34 protein-coding genes and 1 pseudogene are annotated in these 26,585 nt (G+C 62.9%); 14 read left to right on the top strand and 21 right to left on the bottom strand.

The genetic code is table 11. From position 1 onward, the window contains the following. Window positions 1–205 precede the first annotated feature (205 nt). Window positions 206–634, bottom strand: a pseudogene (locus tag FXB41_RS15805) (GNAT family N-acetyltransferase). Between the two features lie 62 nt (window positions 635–696). Continuing rightward, window positions 697–996, bottom strand: a complete 300-nt coding sequence (locus FXB41_RS15800; protein WP_219682395.1) for a hypothetical protein — start codon at window positions 994–996, stop codon at window positions 697–699. Window positions 997–1,327: 331 nt separating this feature from the next. Between FXB41_RS15800 and FXB41_RS40835 the strand changes: the two genes are divergently transcribed. Both FXB41_RS40835 and FXB41_RS15790 read left to right on the top strand, forming a co-directional pair. Continuing rightward, on the top strand, window positions 1,328–1,798 hold the full coding sequence (locus FXB41_RS40835) for a hypothetical protein (RefSeq protein WP_246648903.1): 471 nt from the start codon (window positions 1,328–1,330) through the stop codon (window positions 1,796–1,798). Window positions 1,799–1,923: 125 nt separating this feature from the next. Beyond that, window positions 1,924–3,456 carry an FAD-dependent monooxygenase gene (locus FXB41_RS15790; protein ID WP_219682394.1) on the top strand — a complete coding sequence of 511 codons (1,533 nt, stop codon included), beginning with the start codon at window positions 1,924–1,926 and terminating at the stop codon, window positions 3,454–3,456. A gap of 257 nt (window positions 3,457–3,713) precedes the next feature. Here the strand turns inward: FXB41_RS15790 and FXB41_RS15785 are convergent, their stop codons facing one another. From FXB41_RS15785 to FXB41_RS15775, 4 genes are all read right to left on the bottom strand, one after another. Beyond that, window positions 3,714–4,061, bottom strand: a complete 348-nt coding sequence (locus FXB41_RS15785; RefSeq protein ID WP_219682393.1) for a hypothetical protein — start codon at window positions 4,059–4,061, stop codon at window positions 3,714–3,716. A gap of 144 nt (window positions 4,062–4,205) precedes the next feature. After that, complete coding sequence (locus FXB41_RS40830; RefSeq protein ID WP_246648912.1) at window positions 4,206–4,412, bottom strand: GDCCVxC domain-containing (seleno)protein; 207 nt, start codon at window positions 4,410–4,412, stop codon at window positions 4,206–4,208. Window positions 4,413–4,658: 246 nt separating this feature from the next. Further along, complete coding sequence (locus tag FXB41_RS40825; protein ID WP_245286016.1) at window positions 4,659–5,012, bottom strand: hypothetical protein; 354 nt, start codon at window positions 5,010–5,012, stop codon at window positions 4,659–4,661. Window positions 5,013–5,022: 10 nt separating this feature from the next. Beyond that, on the bottom strand, window positions 5,023–5,262 hold the full coding sequence (locus FXB41_RS15775; RefSeq protein ID WP_219682430.1) for a DUF6894 family protein: 240 nt from the start codon (window positions 5,260–5,262) through the stop codon (window positions 5,023–5,025). A gap of 579 nt (window positions 5,263–5,841) precedes the next feature. On the opposite strand from FXB41_RS15775, the gene FXB41_RS15770 reads away from it, so the two are divergent. The 3 genes from FXB41_RS15770 to FXB41_RS15760 all read left to right on the top strand — a co-directional run bounded on the left by FXB41_RS15770 (window position 5,842) and on the right by FXB41_RS15760 (window position 7,072). Then, the gene (locus FXB41_RS15770) at window positions 5,842–6,429 is read left to right on the top strand and encodes an SOS response-associated peptidase family protein (protein WP_246648910.1); all 588 of its coding nucleotides are present in this window, start codon (window positions 5,842–5,844) and stop codon (window positions 6,427–6,429) included. A gap of 239 nt (window positions 6,430–6,668) precedes the next feature. Further along, on the top strand, window positions 6,669–6,869 hold the full coding sequence (locus FXB41_RS15765; RefSeq protein ID WP_219682391.1) for a hypothetical protein: 201 nt from the start codon (window positions 6,669–6,671) through the stop codon (window positions 6,867–6,869). Further along, entirely contained in the window at window positions 6,866–7,072 is a 207-nt protein-coding gene (locus tag FXB41_RS15760; protein ID WP_219682390.1) for a hypothetical protein, read from the top strand. The genes FXB41_RS15765 and FXB41_RS15760 overlap by 4 nt, the downstream gene beginning before the upstream one ends. Here FXB41_RS15760 and FXB41_RS15755 read toward each other — a convergent pair. The 6 genes from FXB41_RS15755 to FXB41_RS15735 form a co-directional block, all read right to left on the bottom strand. Further along, window positions 7,066–7,335: a DUF6894 family protein gene (locus FXB41_RS15755; RefSeq protein ID WP_219682389.1), complete on the bottom strand. Its 270-nt coding sequence runs from the start codon at window positions 7,333–7,335 to the stop codon at window positions 7,066–7,068. The genes FXB41_RS15760 and FXB41_RS15755 overlap by 7 nt on opposite strands. 192 nt (window positions 7,336–7,527) lie before the next feature. Continuing rightward, the gene (locus FXB41_RS15750) at window positions 7,528–7,776 is read right to left on the bottom strand and encodes a hypothetical protein (protein WP_085350655.1); all 249 of its coding nucleotides are present in this window, start codon (window positions 7,774–7,776) and stop codon (window positions 7,528–7,530) included. A 12-nt stretch (window positions 7,777–7,788) separates the two neighbouring features. Beyond that, window positions 7,789–7,914, bottom strand: a complete 126-nt coding sequence (locus FXB41_RS41520; protein ID WP_283843442.1) for a hypothetical protein — start codon at window positions 7,912–7,914, stop codon at window positions 7,789–7,791. Window positions 7,915–8,357: 443 nt separating this feature from the next. Then, entirely contained in the window at window positions 8,358–8,534 is a 177-nt protein-coding gene (locus FXB41_RS15745; RefSeq protein WP_007601513.1) for a hypothetical protein, read from the bottom strand. A gap of 115 nt (window positions 8,535–8,649) precedes the next feature. Then, on the bottom strand, window positions 8,650–8,778 hold the full coding sequence (locus tag FXB41_RS41515) for a hypothetical protein (RefSeq protein ID WP_256375811.1): 129 nt from the start codon (window positions 8,776–8,778) through the stop codon (window positions 8,650–8,652). 458 nt (window positions 8,779–9,236) lie between these two features. Continuing rightward, window positions 9,237–9,527 (bottom strand): hypothetical protein, encoded by a 291-nt coding sequence (locus FXB41_RS15735; RefSeq protein ID WP_219682388.1) that lies wholly within the window; start codon window positions 9,525–9,527, stop codon window positions 9,237–9,239. Between the two features lie 257 nt (window positions 9,528–9,784). Between FXB41_RS15735 and FXB41_RS15730 the strand changes: the two genes are divergently transcribed. Both FXB41_RS15730 and FXB41_RS15725 read left to right on the top strand, forming a co-directional pair. Beyond that, window positions 9,785–9,970 (top strand): hypothetical protein, encoded by a 186-nt coding sequence (locus FXB41_RS15730; RefSeq protein WP_007601510.1) that lies wholly within the window; start codon window positions 9,785–9,787, stop codon window positions 9,968–9,970. A 277-nt stretch (window positions 9,971–10,247) separates the two neighbouring features. Next, window positions 10,248–11,534 (top strand): NRAMP family divalent metal transporter, encoded by a 1,287-nt coding sequence (locus FXB41_RS15725; protein WP_219682387.1) that lies wholly within the window; start codon window positions 10,248–10,250, stop codon window positions 11,532–11,534. A 143-nt stretch (window positions 11,535–11,677) separates the two neighbouring features. On the opposite strand, the gene FXB41_RS15720 is transcribed toward FXB41_RS15725, so the two are convergent. After that, window positions 11,678–11,866 (bottom strand): hypothetical protein, encoded by a 189-nt coding sequence (locus FXB41_RS15720; protein WP_219682386.1) that lies wholly within the window; start codon window positions 11,864–11,866, stop codon window positions 11,678–11,680. 161 nt (window positions 11,867–12,027) lie between these two features. Here FXB41_RS15720 and FXB41_RS15715 point away from each other — a divergent pair, with 161 nt between their 5' ends. Beyond that, window positions 12,028–13,242, top strand: coding sequence for a mandelate racemase/muconate lactonizing enzyme family protein (locus FXB41_RS15715; RefSeq protein ID WP_219682385.1), 1,215 nt, complete (start codon window positions 12,028–12,030; stop codon window positions 13,240–13,242). Between the two features lie 5 nt (window positions 13,243–13,247). Here FXB41_RS15715 and FXB41_RS15710 read toward each other — a convergent pair whose 3' ends face one another. The 4 genes from FXB41_RS15710 to rocF all read right to left on the bottom strand — a co-directional run bounded on the left by FXB41_RS15710 (window position 13,248) and on the right by rocF (window position 16,584). Next, the gene (locus FXB41_RS15710; protein ID WP_219682384.1) at window positions 13,248–13,544 is read right to left on the bottom strand and encodes a hypothetical protein; all 297 of its coding nucleotides are present in this window, start codon (window positions 13,542–13,544) and stop codon (window positions 13,248–13,250) included. A gap of 100 nt (window positions 13,545–13,644) precedes the next feature. Beyond that, window positions 13,645–14,187, bottom strand: coding sequence for a c-type cytochrome (locus FXB41_RS15705; protein WP_007601504.1), 543 nt, complete (start codon window positions 14,185–14,187; stop codon window positions 13,645–13,647). Further along, window positions 14,174–15,445 carry a sulfite dehydrogenase gene (gene soxC / locus FXB41_RS15700; protein WP_219682383.1) on the bottom strand — a complete coding sequence of 424 codons (1,272 nt, stop codon included), beginning with the start codon at window positions 15,443–15,445 and terminating at the stop codon, window positions 14,174–14,176. The genes FXB41_RS15705 and soxC overlap by 14 nt, the downstream gene beginning before the upstream one ends. Window positions 15,446–15,606: 161 nt before the next feature. Beyond that, entirely contained in the window at window positions 15,607–16,584 is a 978-nt protein-coding gene (gene rocF / locus FXB41_RS15695) for an arginase (RefSeq protein ID WP_219682382.1), read from the bottom strand. 245 nt (window positions 16,585–16,829) lie between these two features. Between rocF and FXB41_RS15690 the strand changes: the two genes are divergently transcribed. Then, window positions 16,830–17,114, top strand: coding sequence for a hypothetical protein (locus FXB41_RS15690; protein WP_007601501.1), 285 nt, complete (start codon window positions 16,830–16,832; stop codon window positions 17,112–17,114). Window positions 17,115–17,128: 14 nt separating this feature from the next. Here the strand turns inward: FXB41_RS15690 and FXB41_RS15685 are convergent, their stop codons facing one another. Then, a complete protein-coding gene (locus FXB41_RS15685; protein ID WP_219682381.1) occupies window positions 17,129–19,870 on the bottom strand; it encodes an EAL domain-containing protein in 2,742 nt (913 codons plus the stop codon). 60 nt (window positions 19,871–19,930) lie between these two features. Next, the gene (locus FXB41_RS15680; RefSeq protein WP_219682380.1) at window positions 19,931–21,196 is read right to left on the bottom strand and encodes a FecR family protein; all 1,266 of its coding nucleotides are present in this window, start codon (window positions 21,194–21,196) and stop codon (window positions 19,931–19,933) included. Between the two features lie 129 nt (window positions 21,197–21,325). On the opposite strand from FXB41_RS15680, the gene FXB41_RS15675 reads away from it, so the two are divergent. From FXB41_RS15675 to FXB41_RS15660, 4 genes are all read left to right on the top strand, one after another. After that, the gene (locus FXB41_RS15675; RefSeq protein WP_219682379.1) at window positions 21,326–23,122 is read left to right on the top strand and encodes a ShlB/FhaC/HecB family hemolysin secretion/activation protein; all 1,797 of its coding nucleotides are present in this window, start codon (window positions 21,326–21,328) and stop codon (window positions 23,120–23,122) included. A 154-nt stretch (window positions 23,123–23,276) separates the two neighbouring features. Continuing rightward, entirely contained in the window at window positions 23,277–24,107 is an 831-nt protein-coding gene (locus FXB41_RS15670) for an alpha/beta hydrolase (RefSeq protein ID WP_219682378.1), read from the top strand. A 77-nt stretch (window positions 24,108–24,184) separates the two neighbouring features. Further along, window positions 24,185–24,361 carry a hypothetical protein gene (locus FXB41_RS15665; RefSeq protein WP_157158661.1) on the top strand — a complete coding sequence of 59 codons (177 nt, stop codon included), beginning with the start codon at window positions 24,185–24,187 and terminating at the stop codon, window positions 24,359–24,361. Window positions 24,362–24,399: 38 nt separating this feature from the next. Next, window positions 24,400–24,717, top strand: coding sequence for a c-type cytochrome (locus FXB41_RS15660; RefSeq protein WP_007601492.1), 318 nt, complete (start codon window positions 24,400–24,402; stop codon window positions 24,715–24,717). Between the two features lie 196 nt (window positions 24,718–24,913). On the opposite strand, the gene FXB41_RS15655 is transcribed toward FXB41_RS15660, so the two are convergent. Together FXB41_RS15655 and FXB41_RS15650 are read right to left on the bottom strand one after the other, a co-directional pair. Beyond that, window positions 24,914–25,255: a phasin gene (locus FXB41_RS15655; protein ID WP_007601491.1), complete on the bottom strand. Its 342-nt coding sequence runs from the start codon at window positions 25,253–25,255 to the stop codon at window positions 24,914–24,916. Window positions 25,256–25,397: 142 nt separating this feature from the next. After that, entirely contained in the window at window positions 25,398–25,583 is a 186-nt protein-coding gene (locus tag FXB41_RS15650) for a hypothetical protein (RefSeq protein ID WP_007601490.1), read from the bottom strand. Between the two features lie 601 nt (window positions 25,584–26,184). Here FXB41_RS15650 and FXB41_RS15645 point away from each other — a divergent pair. After that, window positions 26,185–26,538 (top strand): hypothetical protein, encoded by a 354-nt coding sequence (locus FXB41_RS15645; protein ID WP_219682377.1) that lies wholly within the window; start codon window positions 26,185–26,187, stop codon window positions 26,536–26,538. The last annotated feature ends 47 nt before the right edge of the window (window positions 26,539–26,585 follow it).

Genomic DNA, 26,585 nt, shown 5'->3' with positions numbered 1-26,585 from the left:
CGAATTTCCCGCAGGAGCAAACTTAAAGCCCGGCACCGCCGACTTCGCAAGTCCTTCGCCCGCATCGCTTCAATACGCAATAAGGGCCCGGCAGCTGTCAAGCTGCCGGGCCCTTGAACGTTCCGTGTTGCGCTTCATCTCGCGCGAACCATTTTTACGTTGCGTGAATCTCGTTCCGCACCACGGGAAACCTGGCTCCATTCGTTCAGCGAAGCCGCTTTCGCCAGTAAAGCGTATGCGGCCAAGCCCAGGGCACATGGGGTTCGAAGAGCCGATAGCCCCCCGGATGAAGTTATTGGCAGACACCGGATTGTCCGTCGTATCCGAGACGATGCTGTCCCATCCAATACGCCGTGCCCTTGCCTCGATCACCCGCATCAGCCTGCATTGGAGGTCACGTCCCCCGGTGCCGCTGCAACACACCGACCCTGGAGAAATAACCGCCATTTCGGATGTGCGTTGACGGCACGACACCGGCGAAGGCTACCGGCTCATCGCCGTGATAGGCAAGCCACCACGCCCCTAACTTGAATTGTGGCAAGGGAGCCGCATCGAATAACGTCAACCGATGAAGGTCGGCCAATGTATCGGCGATGTCGTCGTCGGATGCATCGACAATGCGAATTTTGTACATGAGACGGTCCGTTGGCGAAGGATGACGCGAGTGGAATGCAGCAATGTCGTCGCGGCTGAAGCTCACTTGCCGAGCACGAACTTGACGCTTAGCCCAACCACGCCCATCAGGCCGGTGGCGATCACCGTAATCACGGCCTTGAGCGTGTAGCTCTGCGCCTGCTCCACGCTCCTTCGCCATCGGCGAAGGTGCTGAAAATCCGCCCTTAGCTCTTTTCGATCGTCATCGTCTATTCCGAAAGACGCCAGCACCGATGCTACTGTCCGCAATACGATGGCATCGATGTTCGCTTGCTGAAGCCTGTGTTGCTCGGCCAGCGTCTCGGCAACGATCGCCCTGACTTCGTCATCTGCCATCTTCACCGCTTGATGATCCTCTCAATGTTCTCGAAGCCGCGCTTGGCGAAGTAGGAGACAACCAGATTGGCCGTGATCGCCGCAAAGCCCGCGAGGCGTCCGTGGAACCAAAGCCGAGGACCTTGTCCCAGACCAGGAGTTTCGCGAACTAAAGCGCGACGCAATAGCCCATCAATTTGTCCGGCTCCCACCAATGCCCGATCTCCGCTCCCGGAGACCGCAGGGGCGCGAGCACTGGCCCAGCGCCGCGGGCCGGCACGTTCGCGCGTGCACGGCCAGCAATGGTACGGACGGCGGCACGCCGATCGGCGCTCCCTCAACGCGTTTCAAGCGATGCGTGGCCGTGATGCGTGGGCCGCCGTCCGATTCCAAAAAATGGGATACGAAAAAACCCGCGGCGGATTTTGTCCCGCGCGGGCGTTGCGAACTTTTCGACGATGCCACTATGCCAGTGTTTTGCCCGACGGGTCAAGCTCCATTTCGATTTTTACGAATTAAACCCGACGGAGACCTTCGGGAAGCCAATTCCAGTCAGGCTGCCGGCGTTTCGCCCGACGTGTCAACGAACGAACCGTCCCTGCCCGCGTTAGCCGGTCAGGAGGATCGACCAATGACGCTGAACATGACACCGAAAACCTCGCGAGACTTGCCCGGCCAGAAGCCGCGCATCGACGGGGAGCTCGACACGCAAGAGGCTCTCATCTCGGACGCTGACGAAACCGAGGACCGGGATCGCGATCTCGTTCACGGCGAGGGCGGAACCATTGATTGTCCCACCAGGCCTGGCGATCTCTCGAAGGACGATTAGGCCGGCGAGCCCGAATGACGAGGCTCTTCCTCTCATTCTGATATGTGGTGCGCAACGGGCTTGCTTCAAGTCCCCGGTGATCGCGTAGAACCCTCGGCCCAACCAACAAGTCGAGGGGTCACGACATGTCCGTATTGCTTCCGACGTCCCGGTCGCGCAGCCGGGAACAACGGGCCACCGCGAACAATCCGGCGATGACAGACCATGCCGTCGTCATCGCCGGTGGCGGACCGACCGGCCTGATGCTGGCCGCCGAGCTCGCCCTGGCGGATGTCGACGTCGCCGTGGTCGAACGACGCGCCGATCAGGAACTGGTCGGCACGCGCGCCGGCGGATTGCACGCCCGCAGCATCGAGATCCTCGATCAGCGCGGCGTCGCGGATCGTTTCCTGCGCGAAGGACAGATCACCCAGCTCGCGGGCTTCGCCTGGACCAGGCTCGACATCAGCGACCTCCCCACCCGGCACGCTTACGGGCTCGCACTGCGGCAGAGCCACATCGAGCGCATCCTGGCAGACTGGGTCAGCGAGCTCGCGGTGCCGATCTATCGAAACCGCGAGGTGACGGGCTTTGCGCAGGACGAGACCGGCATCGACGTGACGCTCTCCGGCGGCGAGGCCTTGCGCGCGAATTATCTGGTCGGCTGCGACGGCGGCCGCAGCCTGGTGCGCAAGGACGCCGGCATCGACTTCGCGGGCTCCGATCCGACGCTGAGCAACCTCATGGCCGAAGTCGAGATGCGAGACGAGCCGGCATGGGGCCTGCGCCACGACGCGCTCGGATTCCACGGCCTCAGCAAGACCGAGAGCGGACGCGTGCTGGTGGTCGTGACGGAAGCGACGCTCGATCGCACCGGCGCGCCCGGTCCCCGCGATCTCAGCGACGCTCTCGTCGCCGTCTACGGCACCGATTTCGGCCTGCACAATCCCGCCTGGATCTCCCGTTTCACCGATGCGGCACGGCAGGCCGTGTCCTACCGCAAAGGCCGCGTGCTGCTCGCCGGCGATGCCGCGCATATCCATCACTCCGTCGGCGGCCAGGGCCTCAACACCGGCCTGCAGGACGCCGTCAATCTCGGCTGGAAGCTCGCGCAAATGGTTAAGGGCCTGTCGCCCGACAGCCTGCTCGACACCTACCACGCCGAGCGCCATCCCGTCGGCGCGCGGACCTTGCGCAACACCATGGCGCAAATCGCCTTGCTCCGCCGCGGCGAGGACGGCCTCAAGGCCGCGCGCGAGGTCGTGTCCGAGCTGCTCGCGATGGACGCGCCGCGCCAGCGTTTTGGCGCGATGATGAGCGGGCTCGACGTGCACTATGATCTCGGCCAAGGACACGCGCTGCTTGGGCGGCGCATGCCCGACCTCGATCTGACGGTCGACGGGCTGCCGCTGCGATTGTTCACGCTGCTGCACGGCGCGCGCGGCTTGCTGCTCGATTTCGGCGAGGCAGGCGGCCTCGACATCGCGCCCTGGGCAGATCGCGTCGATCGCATCGAGGCCGAGTGCGAGGGACCGTGGCAGCTTCCGGCGATCGGACAATTCGCAGCACCCGGCGCCGTGCTGGTGCGGCCCGACGGGCACGTGGCCTGGGTGGGAGATGAGAGCCAACATGGATTTGCGGACGCGATCACGAGATGGTTCGGACCGGCTGCAGACTAGTTCAGGTCGGGCGCGAAGGAACGCGGCTCAAGATTCGAATATTCGCGCGTTCACCGTGCGCAGGCTCATCGACGCTGCCGGCTTGCTGCGGTGGCGTCGGGGCCGGCTGATGAGATAGCGCGTCGCGCATCCATCGGGGTAAACCGATCAGAGCCGCGTTCTCTTGCTGTGGATGCATATTTCTGGACTCCGGTGGAGTCGATGGCGACCGTGTTTCCATTGCAATTTCCTCGCCTGGAGACAAGACGATGCGAAGCCTACGAAGCCTCGGGTTCGCTGGTCTCATCGTTGACTATCGATGAATGATCCGGATGTACGATGATGCGTTCGATCCGTTGCCGCAATTCGCGCGGCCGTGCGTCCGTAGCCAAGGGCTGCACCGGCTTGCCCCACCCACGATCGGGAATAGCGTTTGCGGCGGCCACCCGCGCAAAAGCATTCGCTGTCTCTCTAAACATGATGGCAGCAAGCACGTTGAGTGCGGCTTCGGTCTTGGCGCGTGCCAGGGTTTCGATATCGGCCAGCGTTGGTGCCCCGAAACCTTCACTGGGCACATGCTGAGCAACAGGAAGATGCGGCTCGGTCCTTCTCCTAAATTTGGGCATTTGAAATCCGTTTGTTAAATAACGAGTCTCCGCAAATACAAAGCCCGCGGCGGATTGCTCCGCGCGGGCTGATCTTCAATGATGCTATTCTGCCAGTGTTTTGCCCGACGATTCAGGCGCGGCAGCCGCACTCCTTCAAGGCAGCTAGCTACAGCAGCACCTGCCGGTCTCTTGAACCGGCGGACAGCGAACGGTGCCGAAGGAGCAGAACACGCAGCAGTCGCCAGAGAGCGGCTTCAGGCGCTCGCCGCAGCCTTTGCAGTCATAGAAGAACTGGCAGGCGTCGCTCGGCATGACCTCGGTAGCAGCGTGACCGCACTTCGGGCACGTGATGGTAGAGTTTAAGATCATCCGAGATGTTACCGTGCGCGGTGCTCTGGACCGAGGAACGTCCGCTCCCTCCAACTTGTGGCGCAGCTTCCTGATCAATTCGCGGAGGTCCGCGGCATAATCTTCGATGATGCGCCACCGGGCCTCGTCGCTCTCGCGGGGCATCACTTCTGGCTTTTCCGGCGGCTTATCACTCACGGCATCATACGAACCGCACCCGCGCCATGCGACTTTGACCTAGATCAAAAATCTTCGGTCCTTGGAGCCTCATCCACCTCCTTCAAGCGCGCGGGGGGCACCGAGAAGGAGCTGCCGGCGAGCCTTCTTCAGATCGGTCGCCAGTTTTATCTTCTCTCTCAAAACGAGAATTTCGGAATATTCCTTTTGGATCTCTGGGTGGATGCGAAGTGCTTCGAGCTGCTGGGTCGCTAGTTTGAAGATTGCGGCAATATGCGTACCTTGGATGGAGTGCATGGTGATCAAATCCGCTGTGGGAAAAACGGGACGGGACCATACAGCGAACTGCGTTGCGGTGTCGCTCGAAATAAACAGCCAACCATACTGTCGTTTTTTGCAGCGCGTCATTGCCGATGTCGGTGCTTGGCCGAACAGGCGTTCCACTGGCGCGGTCTCAATGAACAGCGGCGTGCACAATCTCAAAGCGGAGCACCACCCTAAGCACAGGTCCGCAGCCGTCCCGCACCTCGATTGAGAGGGTACGAACTACCGAGCCCGGCAGCACGTCCTTGGCGAAGTCTGCCATTGCCTCGGAGGCCGCACACTTCACATTCGCTAAGGTGGCGATTTCGACCCCGATCTCGTCAGGAACGAACCTGTCGTTGTCGCGCGTGTCGAAGTAGTAGTGGGGCATGGTGGTCAAGGCGCGGTCGCGCTTGATGTTCCTACCAAAATTAGAACACCCCCAAGAAAACGACTATGACGGCCCAGCTACGGCTCGGGATGGATCGAGACGGTTCTCGCGCTGGTCGTCGGCGTATTCTTGTGCCACCCGGGGAGCTTGCTGACGGTGGCGCTGGTCCCTCTCGGTGGCAGTGAGAATTTGCTGCGCTCGCCTGGCTATCGCTTCATAGTTCTTGGCAACCTGGCGAAGCGTGGCTCTCGCCTCCACGTGTTCGCAGTTGTCGGCCTTGGTGTGAAACTCCTCAGCCCGTATGAGCCAATACTTCGGGGAGTGCATTCGCTCGATGCCCATGGCCAAATCCCCTAAATCGGACCATCCAGGTTATTAATGGACGTTCAGGCCAGCTGGTTCCCGGCTGCACTCAAATAGCGAAGAGCAAAACACGGAGCGCAAGAAAGCCGGCCGCTCACGCGACCGGCTCGCCACAAACCTGTGGGCTAACGCAAAACTATCAGCGCCCCAGCTTACGCTCCACCTTCTTCCGGCTGCTTCCGCGTCGTGCGTCGTTACGAGGGCAATCTGCCGCCGATGCCGGGTGTGTTTCCGGATTACCCCGCACCCGTCATTCGCGATGCAGCCGGCGAGCGAGAGATGGTGCTGATGCGCTGGGGCATGCCCCCGCCACCGCGCACCGGCGGCCCGCCCGCGACGAACATTCGCAACACCTCGTCCCCGCATTGGCGTGCGTGGCTCAAGCCGGAGCACCGCTGCCTCGTGCCAGTCAACAGCTTTGCCGAATACGCGCCGGAGACCAACCCGAAGACGAAGAAGAAAGACATCGTGTGGTTCGCGCTTGCCGACGCTCGGCCGCTGTTCGCGTTCGCCGGGATCTGGACGACTTTCAATGGTGATCGCGGCACCAAGTCGAAGCCCGTTCCAGGGCCGCATCAGGTCTACGGTTTTCTCACCACGACACCGAATGCGGTGGTTGAGCCGATCCATCCGAAGGCCATGCCGGTGATCCTGACTACAGCGGAGGAGCGAGAGGTTTGGCTGAGGGCGCCGTGGGACGAAGCCCAGGCACTGCAACGGCCGCTGCCGGATGAGAGCTTGAAGATCGTGGCGCGCGGCATCGAGAAGGAAGACGCATTAGCCGCTGCTACAGTTGATTCCTAATATCGGGGCCTTGTTCGGCATGCGCTTCCGTTCAAAAGTGAACATTGCCTCAAGTTGAGTAACCCGCTCAAACCACTGAACCCGCTCACACAATTTAATCCGGCGACATATCATATGATATGTCTCTGCCTCAGACGACGGGCGTAAGCTTTATCCCATCACCGCAAGGCAATTGGCATCTGCCGGTGATGAGAACGCCCAACCAGCGCTCCCGCCCTGGACGAACGAGGGAGACGTGCATGCCGACACGCCGACGCTTCAAGCAGACGACGACACTCACCGAACGGCTCGCCGAGGAGGCCGCGCGGCTTCGCGAGGAGGCGCGTACGATCGCGCCGGGGCGCCGCCGCGAGATGCTACTGCGCAGGGCGCGGCAGGACGAGACCGCCATGCACATCGACGCCTGGCTGCAATCGCCAGGGCTGAGGGCACCGACATGACCCAGCAATATCGCGCTTATCTCGTCGGCGACAACGGCGTCTTCCGCTCCGCCGAAGCGTTCGAGGCCGCGTCGGATGCGATCGCCCTCACCTTCGCGCAGCAGTTCACGCGGCACGGCAAGGTCGAGGTCTGGCAGCTCGGCCGCAAGATCGCCGTGCTCGAGCCCGAGTCATCCGCGCCGGAATTTCTCACGCGTCAATGATCGCCTGATGTCGAGGGCGTCCTGAAGGTCTCGATCGCGAACGAGAAATTGACCTGCATCACGGGACCCCTGGCATCGCGAACGTCGATCGCCATCGACTGCCTAGCGCCCGCGGCAGGCGCGGAAACGATGGCGTCGCGCGCCATGTCCGCGACCGACTTGGCGGCCTCTGCCTGAACGGCGCGCGAGCTGGCCAGCTCAAGCCCTTCCTCGTCGAGCGCTACACCGGTGTCGTCGCGCAGGTCGAAATAATATCGGGGCATTGCAGCATCCTTTGCCCGTAACAGGTCCGAAGCGGACAAAGGGTTTCCGGGGCAGCGAAAAAATCTGTTGGAATCAATAGGTTCCGGGAACTCCGCCGTCCCTCTGCCAGCGCGGCGCGGGAGCAGCTTGCCGCGCTCGCGCCCGGTTTTTCGTCAGGGAGCGAAGCGACAGGGCGAAACGACGCGGCCCCCTCACTCCTCCGCAAGCTTCCCGACGATATAGGCATCCACCGTTTCGGCGAACGAGCGCTGCACGCCGACCGCAGTGCCATGCTGGTCGAGCGCGTCGCGCTGGAGCACGCGCAGGCCGCGGCCGCGCATGCAGACCGGCGCCGTGTTCAGGTATTGGTCGATCGCGCCTGTCGCGAGCGGGATGGCCTTCGGGTCGCCCCTTGCGATCAGAAGCCGCAAGAGGCTCTGGCATTCGGCCAAACCTGGCATGGGATCAGCGCCTCACGCCTGCCGCGATTTCGCCGGCCGCTTCACCGGCTGGGTGTGGGTGCCGAACAGCGCCAGTAAAAACGCGACTTCTTCCTTCGAACCGACCTGGATACCGGCGGGGCTTCCGACTTGGATCATGATGATCTCCTTTTCGCTTGGTTGGTCGGGCGCAACGGGCGGGGCGTTCGAGACAATCTGGTTTCAGCACTGTTTCAGGCGTGTTTCGTCGCGGCGCGCCATGTCCATGGTCGCCTGAATAGGAACAGCTTTTGGGATCAAAAAGTTATTCGCGCGTCGGTCCGGATGCACGACCGGCGCCCCCCACGGCCTCAGCTCGCCCCCCGGGCTGGGGCCGTTTCTTTTCGACGCCTCAGTTTTGGTTTTGGTTTTGGTTTTGGTTTCGCCTGGGCGTCTCCCAGGACAGCTTGTTGCACCGGGAGCACCGGAAGATGGCGATCGCGCCATCCGGTGAAGCCACCGCGTCGATGAATGTCATGGGTCTGTTGCACGCAGCACAAATCGGCCGCTGCCTGGTGTCTTGATCCGTCATGCGCGCAAACGCGGGACAGAGCAGGAGGTTTCTATCGCTCTGGAGGTTCAGGGTGCCAGATCTTCGGAACGTTTTGCTGAAGCAGTGAGATCGATGCCGCAATCTGCTCCCGCGAACGGCGCAGCAATTGTCGTGTCGTTTGCCTTGCATCGAGCTGGTGCAATTTCTGCCGGTCGAGATCCGCCTCGAATTCCTCGCGGGTGAGCATGACAAGCTCCCGTGTTGCTGCCCATTCGCAGAGTACGTCGAGATACGATTGAGGACCGCTCAGAAGTGAACACACGGCGGGATGCCCGCCTGCGGGCTTTCGACCCAGCCGGTCTTCAGGGTCCGCGCTTCTGCGTGGCGAGGCGCAACGCGATGCCGTGCTGCCAGGCGCGCACTCTCACGGCGGCTTCGCTGCGACCGAGTTCGCCGGCGATCTCGTCCGGCCGCGAGCCGGCGTCGGCCAACGCCTTCAGCCGCTCGTGCTCTTCCGCTGTCCACTCTTCAACAACGGGTAGCGTGATTGCATGGTCGTAAGCTGTCTCGCCTGCGTGGTCGATGCAGGCGACAAGCGAGCGAAACAGGCGAAGTTCCTATGCGACCTTGCTCTGAGATCTGCGACGGGGCGTCCCGCAGATGGACCGACGACGGCGCTCGCTCAGATCCAGACGTCCTCGCGGCACGAATCGCACCGATAGATCAGGATCGAGCAATCGCGCCTCACATCGAAGATCGAAGTCAGGCAGCGCGTATCCCTCTCGCATTTGGGGCAAGCCGGCCTCGGCTTGTAATGATCCGGCCTCGTTGCCGGGCCTGCTTGCTGTTCACTGCTCATCTCATTCCTCGGTGGAGGACTGAGTTCCTAAGTACCAAAGTGGACATTCGTTCCAATCACGCGGGCGGCGCTTCTCATGGAAGCGAGGGCCTAGACGCCCCATGATCGCGCGCGCTGATCATCGGCTTCGTCCTGAACCATCAAGCGGGTTTGTCCTGAACGATCAAACCGGCTTGGTGTTGGCGGGTCCCCCCCCCGCAGTTCGTCCAGGCTCTCGAGCGTGCAGATGCGCGCGGCGCGGCGCGCCAGCTCGTCGTAATTTTGCGCCACCTTGCGCAGCACGTCCCGCGTCTCGGGATATTCGCAATTGTCCGCCTTGGTGCGGAATTCTTCCGCCCGCATCCGCCAGTACCGCGGAGGGTGCATCCGCTCGGCTCCCATGGGCCACTCCCCTCAGTTGGTCCAACTGTTCCTGCTCATTAATCAAGAGCGCGTCCAGGAGTTCCCGCGCAGATGTTCCGGTTCCGATCACACGTCCCGATTGCGCAGGGATCGCAGCTGACGACAGCATCTCGCGGGAAAGATCGACTTTAGTTCAAATGCGGCAGGGCGGATTCGGCAGGACGCAACGGGTTGGCGCCATGGTGGGACACGTCCCTTGCGACAAACGCAACGGGGATAGCTCGGAGAGATCGTCGATGTATGTCGTCGCCGCCGCGTTGCTGGTGCTGTCGGGACTGTTCTACTCCGCGAGCCATCACGAGATCGGCTCGTTCGGCGTCACCATGTGCACGTATGGCGGCGCGTTCTGCGACAATCCGCTGATCGTCTTTTCCGGCGCCGCGCTGGCCGGCGCCTGGGGCATGTTCGTCAGCGTCAAATAGTCCCGACCGCACGCGCTCAGGGGACAAACGTCTCGCCGGTGTCCGTGCGCGGACTGCGCGACGGCCGGCCATGGCGGGCCGGCGCGCGCCCGGGACGCGCGCAAAGGCTGCACTGGGTATTCTTCGATGATGCACTTATACAGGTGTTTTGCCCGACGAGTCAAATGGAGATTCGCTTTATCAGAAATTGGCGAGGAGCCCGCTACGCGAAGCCCGGGAACCTTGTTCCCTCCTTGGCATTTGTGAAGGACGCGCCCCGACCGAGACCCCTCCTGCCATGACCGACAATGCTCTCGCCCCCACGAAATCCGCGCCGTCGCTGTTGCAGAGGTTGGGGCCGGGTCTCGTCACCGGGGCGGCGGACGACGATCCGTCCGGCATCGCCACCTATTCGCAGGCCGGCGCGCAATTCGGTTACGGACTGCTCTGGACGGTATTTCTGACCACGCCGTTCATGATCGCCATCCAGCTCGTCAGCGCCCGGATCGGCCGCGTCACCGGCAAGGGGCTGGCCGCCAACGTCATGCAGATCGCGCCGCGCTGGGCGGTGCTGTCGCTCGTCGCCATGCTCGTCGCCGCCAACACCTTCAACATCGCCGCCGACATCGCCGCGATGGCGGAGGCGCTCTCGCTCGTGATCGGCGGCCTCAACCACGAGCACGCGCTGATCTTCGCGGCGGGCTCGACCCTGCTGCAGGTGTTCCTGCCCTATCGGCGCTATTCGCCGGTGCTGAAATTTCTCACCTTGGCGCTGTTCGCCTATGTCGCGACCGCCTTCACGGTCGAGATCCCGTGGAGCACGGCGCTGCTCGCGGCGGTGTGGCCGAAGACGAATGTCAGCGCCGATTATTTCATGATGGTCGTCGCCGTGCTCGGCACCACGATCAGCCCGTATCTGTTCTTCTGGCAGGCCTCGCAGGAGATCGAGGAGATGAACCAGGGCAGGCGCGACAAGCCGCTGCGCGAGCTGAAGCACGGCGGCAGTCCGGAGCTGGCGCGCATCCGGGCCGACACCATCTCCGGCATGCTGCTCTCCAACGGCATCGCCTTCTTCATCATCCTCACCACCGCGTCGGTGCTGCACGCGAATGGCGTCACCAACATCAATTCGGCGACGGAGGCCGCCGAAGCGCTGCGGCCGCTCGCCGGCGACTTCACCTTCGCCCTGTTCGCGATCGGCATCATCGGCACCGGCCTGCTCGCAATTCCGGTGCTGGCGGGCTCGGCCGCTTACGGCGTGGCGGAGATCTTCGGCTGGCGCGCGACGCTGGAGGCGAAGCCCGACGAGGCGGTCGGCTTCTACACCATCATCGCCGCCGCCACCATCATCGGCTTCGGTCTAGGGTTCACCGGCATCGACTCGATCCACATGCTGGTCTGGAGCGCCGTGCTCAACGGCGTCGTCGCCGTTCCGATCATGGCCATGATGATGCTGATCGTCTCGAGCAAGACGATCATGGGTCGCTTCAAGGGCCGGTCATGGCTCGTCGCGCTGGGCTGGCTCGGCACCGCGCTGATGGCGCTGGCCGTGCTCGCCCTGCTCGGCTCGTCATTGATCGGCTGACTAACCTTGCGACAAGGCTGCCGATATCTGCGAGGCGATGATGAAGGCCGCGAACACCGCCGGCACGCCGATGAAGCGCAGGAATTGGTCTATCGAAAGCATCGCTGTCTCCCGCAAGACAAAAAATGTTTGCGCCCGCTGCGCTATTCCACCCCGTGCGCAGCGTGCTGATCGGCCGTCAGAAACTGATCGGAAATGGCGGCTCCACTCATCGTGAGCAGCGCCAGGATCGAAATCACAGCCAGAAATTTCATGGCCGGAGGGTCGATCCCGATTGTGGCCAAAAACGTCAAAGCATGGTCCCTTTTCAGGACAACCCCGGGAAAGATCATGGCTGTCCCCACCGGATTTTCCCTTAGAATGGCGGGAAGGGCCTTCCAGGCGCCCCTCGCCGGGCTTCACTGCGCAGGACCGTTCGCCTAACAATCCTGGCTGGAGCCGGGCTTGCGAGCCGGCCAAAGAAAAAAAGCGCCGCCGGGCGACAGGGAGCGACATGACCAGATCGTCGAAAGCAACAAGCCTCGAAATCCTCGCCTGCGATGCCGGCTGGAGAAACTACCATTTCGTCAAGCTGACGACCGAAGACGGCGTCGTCGGCTGGAGCGAGTTCGACGAGGGTTTTGGCTCACCCGGCGTCGGTGCTGCGATCCAGCGCCTGTCCGCCCGCGTCGTCGGGCAGAACGTTTTCCGGCACGAGCGCATCTACGCCGAGCTGTTCGCGGCCACACGTCCCGCCGCCGGCGGCGTGGTGGCGCAGGCGCTCGGCGCGATCGAGAATGCGCTGCTCGATGCCAAGGCGAAATGTCTCGGCGTGCCCTGCTACGAGCTGCTCGGCGGCAAGATCCGCGACCGTGTCAGGGTCTATTGGTCGCATTGCGCAACGTGGCGGATCAATCACCCGTCCTGGTACAAGCCGCCGATCGAGAACCTCGACGGCGTCATGGTAATGGGACGCGAGGTGCGCGAGAAGAAGTTCACCGCGCTCAAGACCAACATCTTCTCCTACGACGACGGCAAGCCAACCGGTTGGCGACCGGGCTTCGGCTCGCCCTTCGCCCCCGAGATCAACGTCGATCGCAAAATCCTGCGCGACCTGCGCATGCATCTGGAGGCGATCCGCGACGGTGCAGGCCCCGACGTCGACATCCTGCTTGATTGCAACTTCAACGCCAAGACCGAGGGCTATCTGGAGATCCTGCGCACCATCGCGGACCTCGACATGTTCTGGATCGAGATCGACAGCTTCAATCCGGAAGCACTCGGTTACATCCGCAGGCAAAGCCCGCATCCGATCTCGTCCTGCGAGACGCTATTGGGCCTGCGCGAATTCCTGCCCTATTTTCGCGAGCAGGCCATGGACGTCGCGATCATCGACACGCCCTGGAACGGCGTCTGGCAGTCGATGAAGATCGCAGCCGCCGCGGAAGCGTTCGAAGTCAACGTTGCCCCGCACAATTTCTACGGCCATCTCTGTTCGATGATGAACGCGCATTTCTGCGCCGCTGTGCCGAACCTGCGCATCATGGAGATCGACATCGATCGCCTGGCGTGGGACCGCGAGCTGTTCACGCATGAGCCGGATATTCAGAACGGCCATCTGGTCATTCCGGACCGACCCGGCTGGGGCACCGATCCGAACGAGGAAGCCCTTCGCGCGCATCCGCCGAAGACCAGCGGCGGATTGCTCAACTACGGTCGCAAGAACTAGACGTCTTACGGCGTCACTGGATTGACGGTCGGGGACGTCTTTGGCCCCGGCCGCGCCGGCTCGATCGGTGATTTCGGTTCGGTCGGGAGAATTTTGGCACCTGCGGCGCGTGTGGCCTCGCCAGTGGTCGCATACATCGCGACGTGAGCAGGCTGCGTCTTGGCCCGATTCCATGGTCCGTGATCGACGATGAGCATCGCAGCAATCGTCACCGCGGCCACAATCAACGCGATCACGCCGGGATGGCGAAGCGCCGAGGACATGGAATTTGCGAAGCGATCCGTTGCCATCGTGGAATCCATAGGTTTTTCCTCTCGCAGGTTAATGCAATTGCGTCCTGCGAGTTCCGCCCCTGCCGAGCCAAGTTCCAAGCCAATGCGGGAACCTGACGCCACAAGGCGCTCAGTGTTTCACATCCGGCCGCGCATCGCCGACGAACCGGTCGCGATTCGGCATCTTGACCGCCGCGAGCGATTTGGCATCGAGCGTCGCGTCCGCTCCGACCAGTCCATTCAGGTTCAGGATGTACGCGGACACCGCATAAACCTCCTCATCGCTCAGCGATTGCGGTGCGTTCTGCGGCATCGCACGGCGGATGTAGTCGAACAGCGTCGGCGCATACGGCCAATAGCTGCCGACCGTGCGGATCGGTTTTGGTGTTGCGATCGTGCCCTGCCCACCGACGAGCCGGTCACCCAGCCCGCCCTCGCCCTTGTCGCCATGGCATGATGCACATTGCTGGGCGAACACCTCGCGACCACGACTGACCGAGCCACTTCCCTTCGGCAGATTGCTGCCGTCGCGTCCGACGTCGATATTCCAGCCAGCAATCTCCGCAGCCGTCGCGGGACGTCCGAGGCCGTACAGAGTCTGTGCCTGGGCCCCGCTCGCGAACGCACACAGCACGATGACAACAGCAATGCCGCAAGTCTCACGCCAGCGCATTGGTCACCTCGCCGTCGGCCGCGATGCGCCAGGGCCAGATCGCGTTGTTGTGGTAGAAATAGTTCTCGCCGCGCACCGCGAGCAACTCGGCCAGAGTCGGCTGCACATAGCCGGTTTCGTCGATGGCACGGCTCTGGATCACGGCAGGCTTGCCGTCCCACTGCCAGGGCAGGCGAAAGCGTGTCAACGCACGCGTCAGCACCGGCTCCTGCAATTGCGCGCTTTGCCAACTCTTTCCCTCGTCGACGGACAGTTCGACGCGCGCGATCTTGCCATGCCCGCTCCACGCGATGCCGGTGATCTCGTGGAAGCCGGGCGCGCCCAGGCGTTGGCCGCCGGAGGGCCTCGTGATGATCGACTTCGCCTCCATGTAGAACGAAAATTCACGCGCGGTGCCGTCCGGCAGCAAGTCGGTGTATTTCGAGGTCTCCTCGCGCGAATAGACCGGCTCAGCCGTCACATGCAGGCGGCGGAGCCACTTAACGCTCATATTGCCCTCGAAGCCTGGCAGGAAGAGCCGCAGCGGATAGCCCTGCTGCGGGCGCAGCCGCTCCCCGTTCTGGCTGTAGACCAGCATGGCGTCCTCGAGGCATTTCTCGATCGGGATGCTGCGGGTCAGCGCAGCCGCGTCGGCACCTTCGGCGACGATCCATTTGGCATCCGGCTTCAATCCGGCCTCCTGGAGCACCAGCTTGAGGCTGACGCCGGTCCATTCTGCACAACTCACCAGACCTACAAGGTCCGACGCAGTCTTGCCGTAAGGCTTGCTGTAGCCGGGATTGCCGGAGCATTCGAGAAAGTGGACGCGCGATTCCGACGGGAAACGCCTGAGATCGTCCATTGTGAAGATCAGCGGACGCTCGACCAGCCCGTGCAGCATCAACCGGTGCTGGGCCGGATCGATGGTCGGAACGCCGCCATGATGACGCTCGTAAAACAGTCCGTTCGGCGTGATGATGCCATCGAGCTCCTGCAACGGCGTCCGGCTGGAGGCAGAGATGTACTGCTTGAGAGTCTTCGAGATGTTCTTGACGACGCCCTTCTCGAACGGCGATGGCGCGCCATAGAGCTGGCCTCCCGTCGGCTCGCCCGCCGCCTTCATCCATTCGGGAATGTTGGGTGGAAGATTGTCGGTCGCGGCGGCAACCGATGCGCCGGCGCCCAGGACAGTGCCACCCGCAGCCGCCGCGCCGGCGCGCAGAAAGCGACGGCGAGTCGTGCCCGCAGGTTTGTCGTCGGCGTCGCTCGTGCTGCTCATTTGCGGATCCTCGGCTGAAGCGCGACCCGCATGAAACATTCTGCGACGAGCATTTGCAATTCGCACCTGTTTCAAAAACAGGCGATTTCGACCTCGACTGATCTAAATCTGGCGGGCGCGACGGCAATTCTCTTCTTCGCAATGCACAAACGGCTCATCCATCACTCGCCCGGCGCGATCGCATTGCTGGGGGTTGGCCGGTCGGCGATCTGCTGGCCGAACAGGCTGCCGATCAGTTCGACCGCGGTGCGCGCGGTGCGGCCACGCTCGTCGAGGAACGGATTGAGCTCGACGATGTCGACTGAACCGACTACGCCGGAATCGTGCAGGAGCTCCATGATCAGATGCGCCTCACGATAGGTCGCTCCGCCCGGCACCGTCGTGCCCACGCCGGGTGCGACGCAGGGGTCGAGAAAATCGACGTCGAAGCTGACATGCAGCACGCCGTTGCTGGCCCTGACGCGCTCGATGACGCGACGGATCAGCACGGCGACGCCGAATTCGTCGATCTGGCGCATATCGACAACCCTGATCCGGCGCGTGCGCATCAACTCCTTTTCGAGCTTGTCGATTGAGCGCGCGCCGAACAGGTCGAGCCTGTCGGGATCGATCGGGGCGCGCGGATCATCGCCGAGCAAGCCGTCGAGGCCGGGTTCGCCGCAAAGGAATGCCGCCGACATGCCGTGCATGTTGGCGGTGATCGTCGTCTCAGGCGTGTTGTAATCGGCATGCGCATCGAGCCAGAGCACGAACAGCTCGCGTCCGCGCTCCTGCCAGTGACGGGCCATGGCATTCACCGATCCCATCGACAATGTGTGATCGCCACCGAGGAAAATCGGCAGCGCGCCGGTTTTCGCGATCTCGTAGCCTCTGCGGCTCAGCACGCGCGTCCAGCGCTGGATTTCGCGGTAGTGATTGGCTTTGTCGGGGGGCCTGTCTGCGAGGTCCCGGAGCTCGCCCACGGAGAGATCGCCGTAATCGACGACCTCGAAATCCAGGCTCTCTAGCAGTGTCGCAAGGCCGGCGGTGCGGAGCGCCGCAGGGCCCATCAGAGTACCGCGCTGCGAAGCCCCCATGTCGATGGGAGCGCCGAGCAGGGCGATGCGCCGGGCTCGATCCGTCGTGGTCCGGTCAGTCACAGCTGTCTCCTGAGATCAGCAAGATTGAGCCAGCCTAACAGAGATTCGCACCCGTCGTTTCACGGGGAAGGTCCACGCAGGGGCGCATCGTCCCGGAACAAAAGCCCGCGCGCCGAATTGCTCATCCAAGGCCGGTACCCGCCGTAAAAACCACGGCGCCTGTCGCGGATAGCCAAAGGTCATGCGACCCGCTGTTCAGAACGAGCGCTCGCGCGGATAGCCAAAGGTACCGGCCTCCGCCGCACATGATCAGCCTGGAGGTTGCGCACTTGAGCACGGAGATCCCGCAGTCCACTTCACATCCCGGCATGGCCGAGCGCGCCATCGATGCCGCGACGGACGTATCCCGCACCATCGGTGAAGTCGCAGGTGGCCTGCATGCAGCTGTCGACCGCATGACCTCCGCAATCGACGATGCGCGAAAGCCGGGCCGGCCCCTCGCGACCGTCGCTGCGATCACGCGCGAAGCGCCGCTTGCCAGCCTGTTCGTTGCTTTCCTGTTCGGCGTCGCGGTCGCGCGTCGGCGCTAAATCGTAACAGGTGTTCAGGCGGCGCTGACGGCCGCGCACTCGGACGCGAGGAATTGTCGCTCGAATGCCTCCGCCGGCATCGGACGGCCAAAGAAATAGCCCTGGCCTTCCTCGCATCCCATGCTCACCAGGAAGTCGGCCGTCGCGCGATTCTCGATGCCTTCGGCCACGACCGTGAGACCGAGCTGCTTGCTGAGACCGATGGTCGACCCGACAATCGCGGCATCGTCGGAGTTCGCGAGCAGACCGAGCACGAACGACCGGTCGATCTTGAGCCCATCGAGCGGGAACTTCTTCAAATAGCTCAGGCTCGCATAGCCAGTGCCGAAATCGTCGAACAGGACGCGGACGCCGAGCTGCTGGATGCGTTTGAACATATCGAGCACCCGGGCTTCGTCGTGTAGCAGGATGTCCTCGGTGACCTCGAGTTCGAGCAGCGACGGCGTGAGCCCCGTCGCTTCGAGCATCCCCGCAACCGAATGCGCGAGGTCGCCGGAGTGGATCTGCGAGGGCGACAAATTGATCGCGACGCGCACACTGTCGCCGGACAATTCCCAGGCGCGTGCCTGCCGGCAGGCAGTTTCCATCACCCAGTTTCCGATCCGCTCGGACAGGGCTGAGCTATTGACCACCGGCATGAACTCTCCTGGCGAAACGTAGCCGCGCACGGGATGCCGCCAGCGGATCAGCGCTTCGGCCCCGACCAGGCTGGCGTCGATCAGGCGAACCTGAGGCTGGTAGAACAGCTCGAACTCGCCGCGATCGGCGGCAAGCGCCAATTCACTCTCCAGCGTCAGCCGGTTCTCCAGCTCCTGCCGGATCGCGCTCTCGAAGACCACATAACCGCCGCGCCGCGTCAGTTTTGCCTTGGTCAACGCAAGATGGCCGTTGCTCAGGAGATCGTCGGCGTTGTGTCCGCCTTCTGGATGGACGGCGACGCCGATGCTGATCCTGACGCGATGCTGCCGCGTGCCGGTCGCAAGCGGCGCTTCGAACGCGCGCGCGATGCGCTCGGCGAACTCTGCGATCGGCTCGTCGCCATCTGCGCCTTTGCGCGCAATGGCGAATTCGTCTCCGCTGAGCCGGGCAACGACAGCGTCGTCGCCCGCTTCAGCTTTCAGGCGACCAGCGACCGCCTGCAGCACGAGATCTCCGGCGGAATGACCCAGCATGTCATTGATGCTCTGGAAGCCGTCGAGCCCGATCACGAGCAGCGCGACCTTGCAGGGGCGCTGCCCCGCATCCCCGATCATGCCGACCAGTCCGGCATGCAGCGTGTTGCGGTTGACCAGACCGGTCAGCGCGTCGTACTCGGCGAGATATCTGACGCGTTCGGCCTCGCGCTTGCGGACCGAAATGTCGCGCAGGATGGCTCCGTATTGGAAGCCGTCCGTTCCCTGCCAGCCCGAGAAGCTCGCCTCGACCGGGAAAGTTTCACCGTTCTTGCGCCGCCCTTCGAACTCGACGACGACCGCCCCACCGGGGACCAGGAGTGCCTGGCGCGCGGCGTCGCGCATGGACGGCCTCGCGTCACCGTCCACTGATACGGCGCACAGCGTTTCGAACGGGCGGCCGATGATCTCGGCGGGCATATAGCCGAAGATCGCACTGGCGCCGGGATTCCACACGGCGATCAGCTGACCTTCGTCGGTGCAGACGAGGCCATCGCCGAGCGACATCGCGATACGATGAAAGCGGCTTTCGGCGATGCGCCCCAGGAGACCGCGGAAATCGATTTCGTCGAGTGCGATCGCCGTCAGATAAGCGACAATCGCGATGTGGAACAGCGATGTGTCGATGATGAAGGGCCATCTTGCCTGCACGAGGACCGCAACCAGCTCGAAGACCGCCCCGGCCGAGATCAGGATTGCAACGCGAATTCCCGGTCCGAAGCGGCGCCACGAATACATCATCAGCAGGCAGATCACCGCGAGACCAAGGATCATGCCGGTATCGGAGGTCCAGCGCAGCATCCGGTTCTGGAGGATCGATTCAGCTGCCAGCGCCTGGAGGATGGGTCCGGAGATGATGCGGCCATTTGGAACACTGAAGCGGTCGCCGAGTTCGAGCGCCGTCGCGCCAATGATGACCTTCTTGTCTCTTAGCTTGTCGAGAGTGGCCGTGTTGCCGCGGAGCACGTCGACATAGGAGACACTCGGAACGGAGCCCGCCCGAATGCTGAAATCGATCAGGAATGGCGGCCGCCGATTGGCGTCCTGCCCGGCCAGCACGACGGCCATCGACGGCATCAAGGCATCGCCGAGCTTCTCGCCGAACGGATAGCGACGAACGAGCCCGTCGGATTCGATCGCGACATTGACCAGCGCCGGCCACGACTGGTTGCTGAACGGCTTCAGGGGGCGATTGATGTGAGCTGCGCCGCCATTCGGCGCCGGTTGCTTGAAGGACGGCAGGATCGTCGAGCCGCCGGCCTCACGCAGTGCGGTGACGAACGCCTCGTCGGAGGCCGGATCGGATGGGGAGCTGAAATCGACGTCGAAAGCAACGTCCTGCGCCCCAGCGGCCTCTAACCTGTGCAACAGTTCCGCGTGCAGCCGGCGCGGCCAAGGCCATACCCCGATCTGGTCGATCGAGGGCGCATCGATGGCCACCACGACGACATTGCCGCTCGCGGCACGCGATTGCCAGGCGAACCGCAGGTCAGTCAGCGCGTTGCGAAGCGCGCCATGCCACCCCGTGGACAGCACGATCGCCAGCGCGGTCACAACTAGAATATGCGGACGATAGCGCTTCACTCCGGTCCTCCCGCGCACCCGCTTCTGCGGTTGCGCCCCCTCATCCCCTAAGAAATCGCCTCAGTGCTTGTTGTGGCCAAAGGCATTGCCGTGACCATTGCTGCCGTTGCCGCCGCCATTGCCGTTGCCGTTACCGTTGTTGCCCCTGCCGTTACCGGTGGCACCGTTGTTGCCATCACCGTTGCCGGAATTGCCGTTACCGGAGTTGCCCTTGCCGGGGTTGGACTTGCCATCGGAGTTTCCGCTGCCGGCGCCGGAGCCGTCGCTGGACGCACCGGCCGTGGTCGCGGCTATTGTCGTGCTCGCAGCCGAGGAGCTGGTGCTGCCAGCCGTCACGCCGCTGCTCGTGGTGACCGCAGTCTGGACGGTGCTGTTGGATGCCGTCGTGCTCGCTTTCGAGTCGCTCCAGACCGTTTCGGTACTGGCGTGCGCGTTGCGCACCTGTCCGGGAGCACCGCCGCTGTGGGCAAGCCCGTGCGTGACCTTGTGGACGTTCAGCTTGACCTCGCCGAGCGGGCTCGAGATGCGCACGACGCCGGCCTTGGCAGCACCGCCCTTGGGCGCGCGACCGCCTGCCGCCTGTTGCGATGGCTTGAGTGCGCCGGCCGCCTTGGTGCCCTTGTCGATCGCACCGAGCGCATGGATCGCATGGCCGTTCGCCGCATTGCGCGGGGCCGACAGGCCCGATTTCGGCACGGGGACGCGCTCGATCGTCGAGGCGCGCGGCTTGCCGTGCTCGATCGGATTGAACGTTCCGGAGCCGCTCAGAGAGAGGCCGGGCTTGCCGTGCTCAAAGACGGTGGCGGCCTGCCCCGGCAGGACCTGGGCGATCTGTCCCGTCTTGAAGTCGGAGACCTCGACCTGGCCGCGAAGCACGCCGACCTTGGTGCTGCCCGCATTCACGGTGACGCTGAACTGTGTGCCCTTGACGACAGCGGCGAGATAGGGCGTCTCGACCTCGAAATGCTTGACGTTGCGCTTCTCGACTTCGAGCAGGATCGAACCTGCCTGCTGGATGATAGTGGTCGAGAGACCCTCCTTGCTCTCGGTGGGCAAGCCGACCACCGAGTTGGGAGAGATCAGGATCGTCTCCTCCCCGCGGACGAGGAGCACGCGGCCATTACGTCCGGTACGAATTGTGTCGCCGGGCTTGAGTGCCTCCTGCTGACTCAAGGACACCTGCTGAGCGCCGCTGGTGGCGACCCAGACCTCACCGGTGGCCTTGCCGACTGACCAGACGCCGTCGTCCGCGGCGGATGCGCCGGTAGCCGTTCCCAGGATCAGCGCAGCCGCGAAGGTGCACCGCATTCCAATTTTGCTCAGCATGACGATCCTCAGTCCGCGTTACAGCCAGCCTGAGGGGTATCCGAAATCACTCAACATAGGATTAGCGGGAAGCGGCCAGCGGAGCGGTCGCGTTAACGGTTCATTGACCATAAAAAACTATGAAAAATCATGTGGCTAACGAACCCTCACCGCATCAGGGGCACATCTCCGTCGAACTACGGGGACGGGCGCGTCGCGCGCGCCGGGAAGCGGCATCTCATTACCACAATGGCGCTGTTGGCGCCGTTCTTCGCGGGAGTTCCTCAGGCTTTCGCGCAGCAGGCGAGCCAGCCTGGCTTCGATCCGCGCCAACCCGAGAAGTATTTTGAAAACCAAACCGAGCGGGAATCGCTGAGCCGTCCTCCGGTCAGACTACCGACAGTCGGCCAGCCCAACACGGGCGGCGATACCAAGCCTCAGTTCGTGCTGCGCGGCGTCGATGTCAGCGGGGCCCGGGCCATTTCCCCCGATCGCATCGCCGCGGTCTACCAGCCCTATGTCGGCAAGAAGGTTTCTCAGGCGGATCTCGCCGCGATCGCCGGCGCGATCAGCGATCTCTACCGCGCCGATGGTTTTCACTTGAGCCGGGCGATCGTGCCGCCGCAGGATATCGCCGATGGCCTGCTCCGGATCCAGGTGATCGAAGGCGCCATCGTCCAGGCCGAGCTGAAAGGCGATGGCGCCGAACAGTTCGGCGTGAGACCGATGCTTGGGCCGGTTCTGGCCGAGCAACCGTCGCGCCTGACGACGCTGGAACGCCAGCTCTTTCTCATTAACGGCAGACCTGGCGTCCGGATCACCGATACCGCACTGGAGGAGATCGGCGGGGCAACCGGCCGCTTCCGCCTCGTCGTCTATTTGAAGACCTGGCACGTCTTCTCGTCGTTCGGTCTGGACAATCTCGGCTCATCATCAGTCGGTCCGTGGCAGACATACGCGACCGGCGCGTTCAACTCCTATCTCACGCCCGGCGACACGCTGGCGGTCAACCTGTCGACCATCGCCAACGACCCCCGCCAGCTTGGCTTCGCACGGCTGTCCTACGATGCACCCGTCGGCATCGACGGCGTGCGCCTCGGCGGGTCCGTCCTATACAGCGCGGTCAGGCCGGGCGATGTCCGCCGCCTCGACAGCGACATCACCACAACCGAAGCGTTCGAGCTGCGTGCCAGCATCGTCCCACTGCAGTCGCGATTGTCCTCGCTGACCCTGACTGCGGCGACGACCTTCAGCAACGTGTCCGAGCATGACCTTTACGGCGCCTGGTACAACGACCACATCAGGACAGCGAGCCTGATCGCCGACTACCGGCTTCAGGATCATTTCGGCGGCACCAATTTCGCGACGCTGACCTACCGCCAGGGCCTCGACATCTTCGGTGCCTCGCATTTCGACGACGATCTGTTGTCGCGCGATGGCGCGTCATCGAACTTCTCGGTGCTAAACCTCTGGTTCACGCGCTACCAGACGCTCAACGACGTCTGGTCGCTCAAGCTTTCCGCTGCGAGCCAGACGGCGTCACGGCCGCTGTTCACCTCGCAGCAATTCTATCTCGGCGGCGCTGCCTTCGGGCGCGGCTATGGCGCAGCAGAGATCAGTGGGGACAACGGTCTTGCCGGCTCACTCGAGCTGCGCTTCGACCAGAAGCTCAATTTCCGTTACTGGACCGGCTATCAGCTCTATGCCTTCGGTGACGCCGGCGCAGTCTGGAACGACGGTTACCGCCTGAGCGACGGCCTGTCGCTGACCTCGGCCGGAGCTGGCGTGCGGTTCTTCCTGCCGGCCGATTTCCAGGCTGATCTCGGCGTGGCTGTCCCCCTGAGCTACCGGGCGCCCGACAACGAGCGCCGCAGCCCGCGCCTCCTTTTTACTTTGACTAGCGCGTTGCGGCTCTGCTCCGAACGCGGCAAGGGCGGTTGTCTGTAAATCCCTTGCCCTTCGCGCTGTGCTCCGACATGCGGCCCTTTTTGGGGCGCGGCGCACAGGCTTGCCTAAATTTAATCCCGTAGCCTGCTCACGATCGCTCGATCCGGGAGTTCCCAATAGCCATGTTCAGTCAAAAGTGATTTGAGACGGAACCATGAAGAGGGTGTTTGCAGTTCTGGCGTTTCTCTGCGTCCTCGGCGTCGGCCAGTATTTCGTGGTCAGCCGGTTCGCGATCCGCCATGAGGTTTTGACCCTGTTCGACGCCGCGCGCCAGCGGCCGATCGCGGTCGAAATCGCTGTACGGCGCGATTACGAGACCAAGGCCAATCTCGGCCTCTGGAAGCTCCCGCTCGCCATCATCAGCAACGGCAATACCGTCAAGGCCACCGAATATTCCTTCCTCGCCAACGTGCTCGCCGCACGCGGTTATCTCGTCGCCAGCATCCAGCAGGATCTGCCGAGCGATCCGCCCCTGATGACCAAGGCCGGCCAGCAATATGTCGGCCGGCGCGAGGTCTATATCCGCTGCGAGGCCAACATCCTCTTCACCTTGCGCGAATTGAAGCGGCGGCAGGACAACGCCGACTACGACCACATCACGCTCGTCGGCCATTCCAACGGCGGCGACGTTTCGATGTATGTCGCTCATCAGCACCCGGAGCTGGTGTCGAAAGTGATCACGCTCGACAATCTGCGGGTGCCTTTCGTGCTTAGCGACCACATGAAGATCCTGTCGTTCCGCTCGAAGGATCCGCATTTTGTAACCGATCCCGGCGTGCTGCCGACGCCGGAAGAGGCCAAGGCGCGCGGCATCGATATTATCCACACTGGCGCACAGCATACCGAGATGAGCGATCGCGGCCCCGATGCGGTCAAGGAGAAGATCCAGGCGACACTCGACCGCTTCCTGCGCGACAGCGCCAGCAGCGCGCTCGCGCCGGCCGATACAGGAAGCCCGATGATCATGAACCCCGGCGACTATTAGTCCGGCCCCTTTGCGGCAGATCAAGGCTGCCGCGAGCCGACCACGATAGAAAGGGCCTCGCCATCTCGGAGAGGCACGTGTCGCACTCCATCGAAAGCCTTGATACGAAAAGACTCGATACGACAAGCTTTGCCCTGCCTGCGGCAAGGACGCCGAGATTCGCCCGGCATCTCTATCGTTCGGCTCGCAAGCTGCTGCGGTCGATCATTGCCCGCATCGACCTCTCGCAGTATCCGGGTTCGTGCTGCGGATGAGGACGGCGTCGCGAGCCAACAACACACAGGGTTGCTCTATGCACCGGCATTTGAGACGAATTTGCCTGCTGGTTGCCGTGGCCTCGAGCGTGGGCACGTCGTCCGCTCTCGCCGCCGATGCAGATCACGGCGCCGACCTTGCGAGGCGCTGGTGCGCCAGCTGCCATGTCGTGGCGAACGGCCAAACACAGGCGAGTGCCGACGTCCCCTCTTTCGTGTCCGTTGCGCGCAGGCCTGACTTCAGTTCGGAAAGGCTCGCCTTTTTCCTGCTAGACCCGCACCCGAAAATGCCGAATTTCCCCTTGAGCCGGATCGAAGCCGGCGATATCGCAGCCTACATCGCATCGCTGCGTTAGCAGAGCGACCGATTGGTCAAAACACCTGCGACAGATGCAAATCCCTGCCTGAGAACCGACAAGGATCAGCGGAAAGGATGATGGGCGGCGAATGAGGTCCATTCGACAGCCCATCATGGACCGGCACCAGTATCGATGTGCAAATATTCACGCCGCGTAAGTCCAATCTGTGGACGCGCCGTGAACACACCGAGAATCAGGACTTGCCCTTCCCCGGCTGCATGAGACTGCCGGTCATCTGGCGCATGTGGTCTCCGGCACTGGTGAACTGGCTGCGCAGGAAATCCGATTGGATTCGCATCGCCTCCTGAAGGTCGGTGGCATGGACGAGCTTGCGAGCATGCTCGAACGCCGACTTCATGTTCTGCTCGGTGAAAGCGAGCGCTTGCTTCGACACGTCCGCCCCCGCGCCCGGAACGGTCGTCATCGATTTGGTGGCGGCTTCGAAAAACATGCCGAATGCCTTTTCCGCCTGGTCAATCGTCTTCTCGGCCAGGTCGCGCAGTTCGGCCGGAACTTCGAGCTTCGGTTCGATCATGGTCGCACTCCTCCCGTTTTCAGAACTGAATACCACACTTGCCGGATCGCCTGCCAGCGTCCAGCCGGAGGAAGACGTCGCCCGGCGGCCGGCTCTGGCAGGAAAACGAAGGGCAAGGCGTAAGGCCGGCGCGCAGGCAGGCTCAGGACAGGGGGTGTTCGGGGAGAGCTTCTTCGGTAGCGAGGTCTTCGACGAGCTTGATGACCTCGAAACGCTGCCGGGGCGCGAGCTTCAGAAACGCGCGGAGCAGGCGCAGGCTTTCGACGGTGCCGCTTGCAGGCGCGCCGAGCTTGAGGTGCAGCTCAGCTGCGAAATTGAGGTTCTTCATCTCGCACCTATGACAAGCATCGGACTTCGTGATCCAACATCGAGATCCCAACTAAGAACCAAACGCCACACCCGGATGCCACACCCGGATGCCACAACCGGATGCAATGGCGACAGCTCGCTTTCGGCCGGAGGGGCCGGGTGTGTTCGCACGCCGAGCCACATGTGCAAGCAAGCACACCTAAGCAGGTTGCAACTATGTCAAGAAACAACCCCTCCGGCAAGGCTAACAGTTGGCGCAGCGATGCTCCGTCTGCATCGCACCACGGCAATTCCGGATAACAGGAATATGGCCCGCCGTCACCCACCTGCGTCAAGAAGCGTCATCGATCAGCATCCAGCCTCGATCGCCGTCAATCGACGCTGCAATTCGTGTTGTTTCGGATGTGAATGGACGTTGGTGGACGCGAATTAGTGCTTCTTCAGCGTATACACGTAATTGTTGAGTCCGGCATCGGCGATTGTATCGTCGACGAAATAAACGTCGTGAACCGTTTTCGAGGAGCAAACGACAAAGCGGTGGCGGAACAGCCACGCAGATCACGGGCGCCGTGGCCGATGCATTGATCGATTCTGGCGCCCCAGCACCAAAGGACGACGGCATGCTTTCCTGCGATCTCATCAAGGGCGCCGCAGTCGCGCTTCTCACCTTCTCGATACCAAGCGCGTGGGCGCAGGAGACCAGGATGAACCTGTTCAAGATCGTCACCATCAAGGACGAAATCGTCGTCGGATTGTCGACGGAGGAGCTTCAGGCCCTCGGCGGCAATGATGCCAGCGCCGTTGCACACGCCTTGGCGCAGAAGGGCGATCTCACCGTCTGGCAATACAACGTGCATCGCGGTCCGAACGGCGAATTGCAGCAAGCGCCGACCGCCAGAATCGGGCTTTTGGCCAACGCCTCACTGCGGGTCGAGCCCTATGCCACGACCTACCAGATCCTACCGCATCCCTAAGCAGGAGACCGGCGCGCCCGCGACCAGGGTCGCGGGCGCGCCGGTCT

Source organism: Bradyrhizobium canariense (genome assembly GCF_019402665.1).
Taxonomy (GTDB): domain Bacteria; phylum Pseudomonadota; class Alphaproteobacteria; order Rhizobiales; family Xanthobacteraceae; genus Bradyrhizobium; species Bradyrhizobium canariense.
The sequence above is the reverse complement of the archived record's forward strand: the minus strand, read 5'-3'. Positions and strand labels throughout refer to the sequence as shown.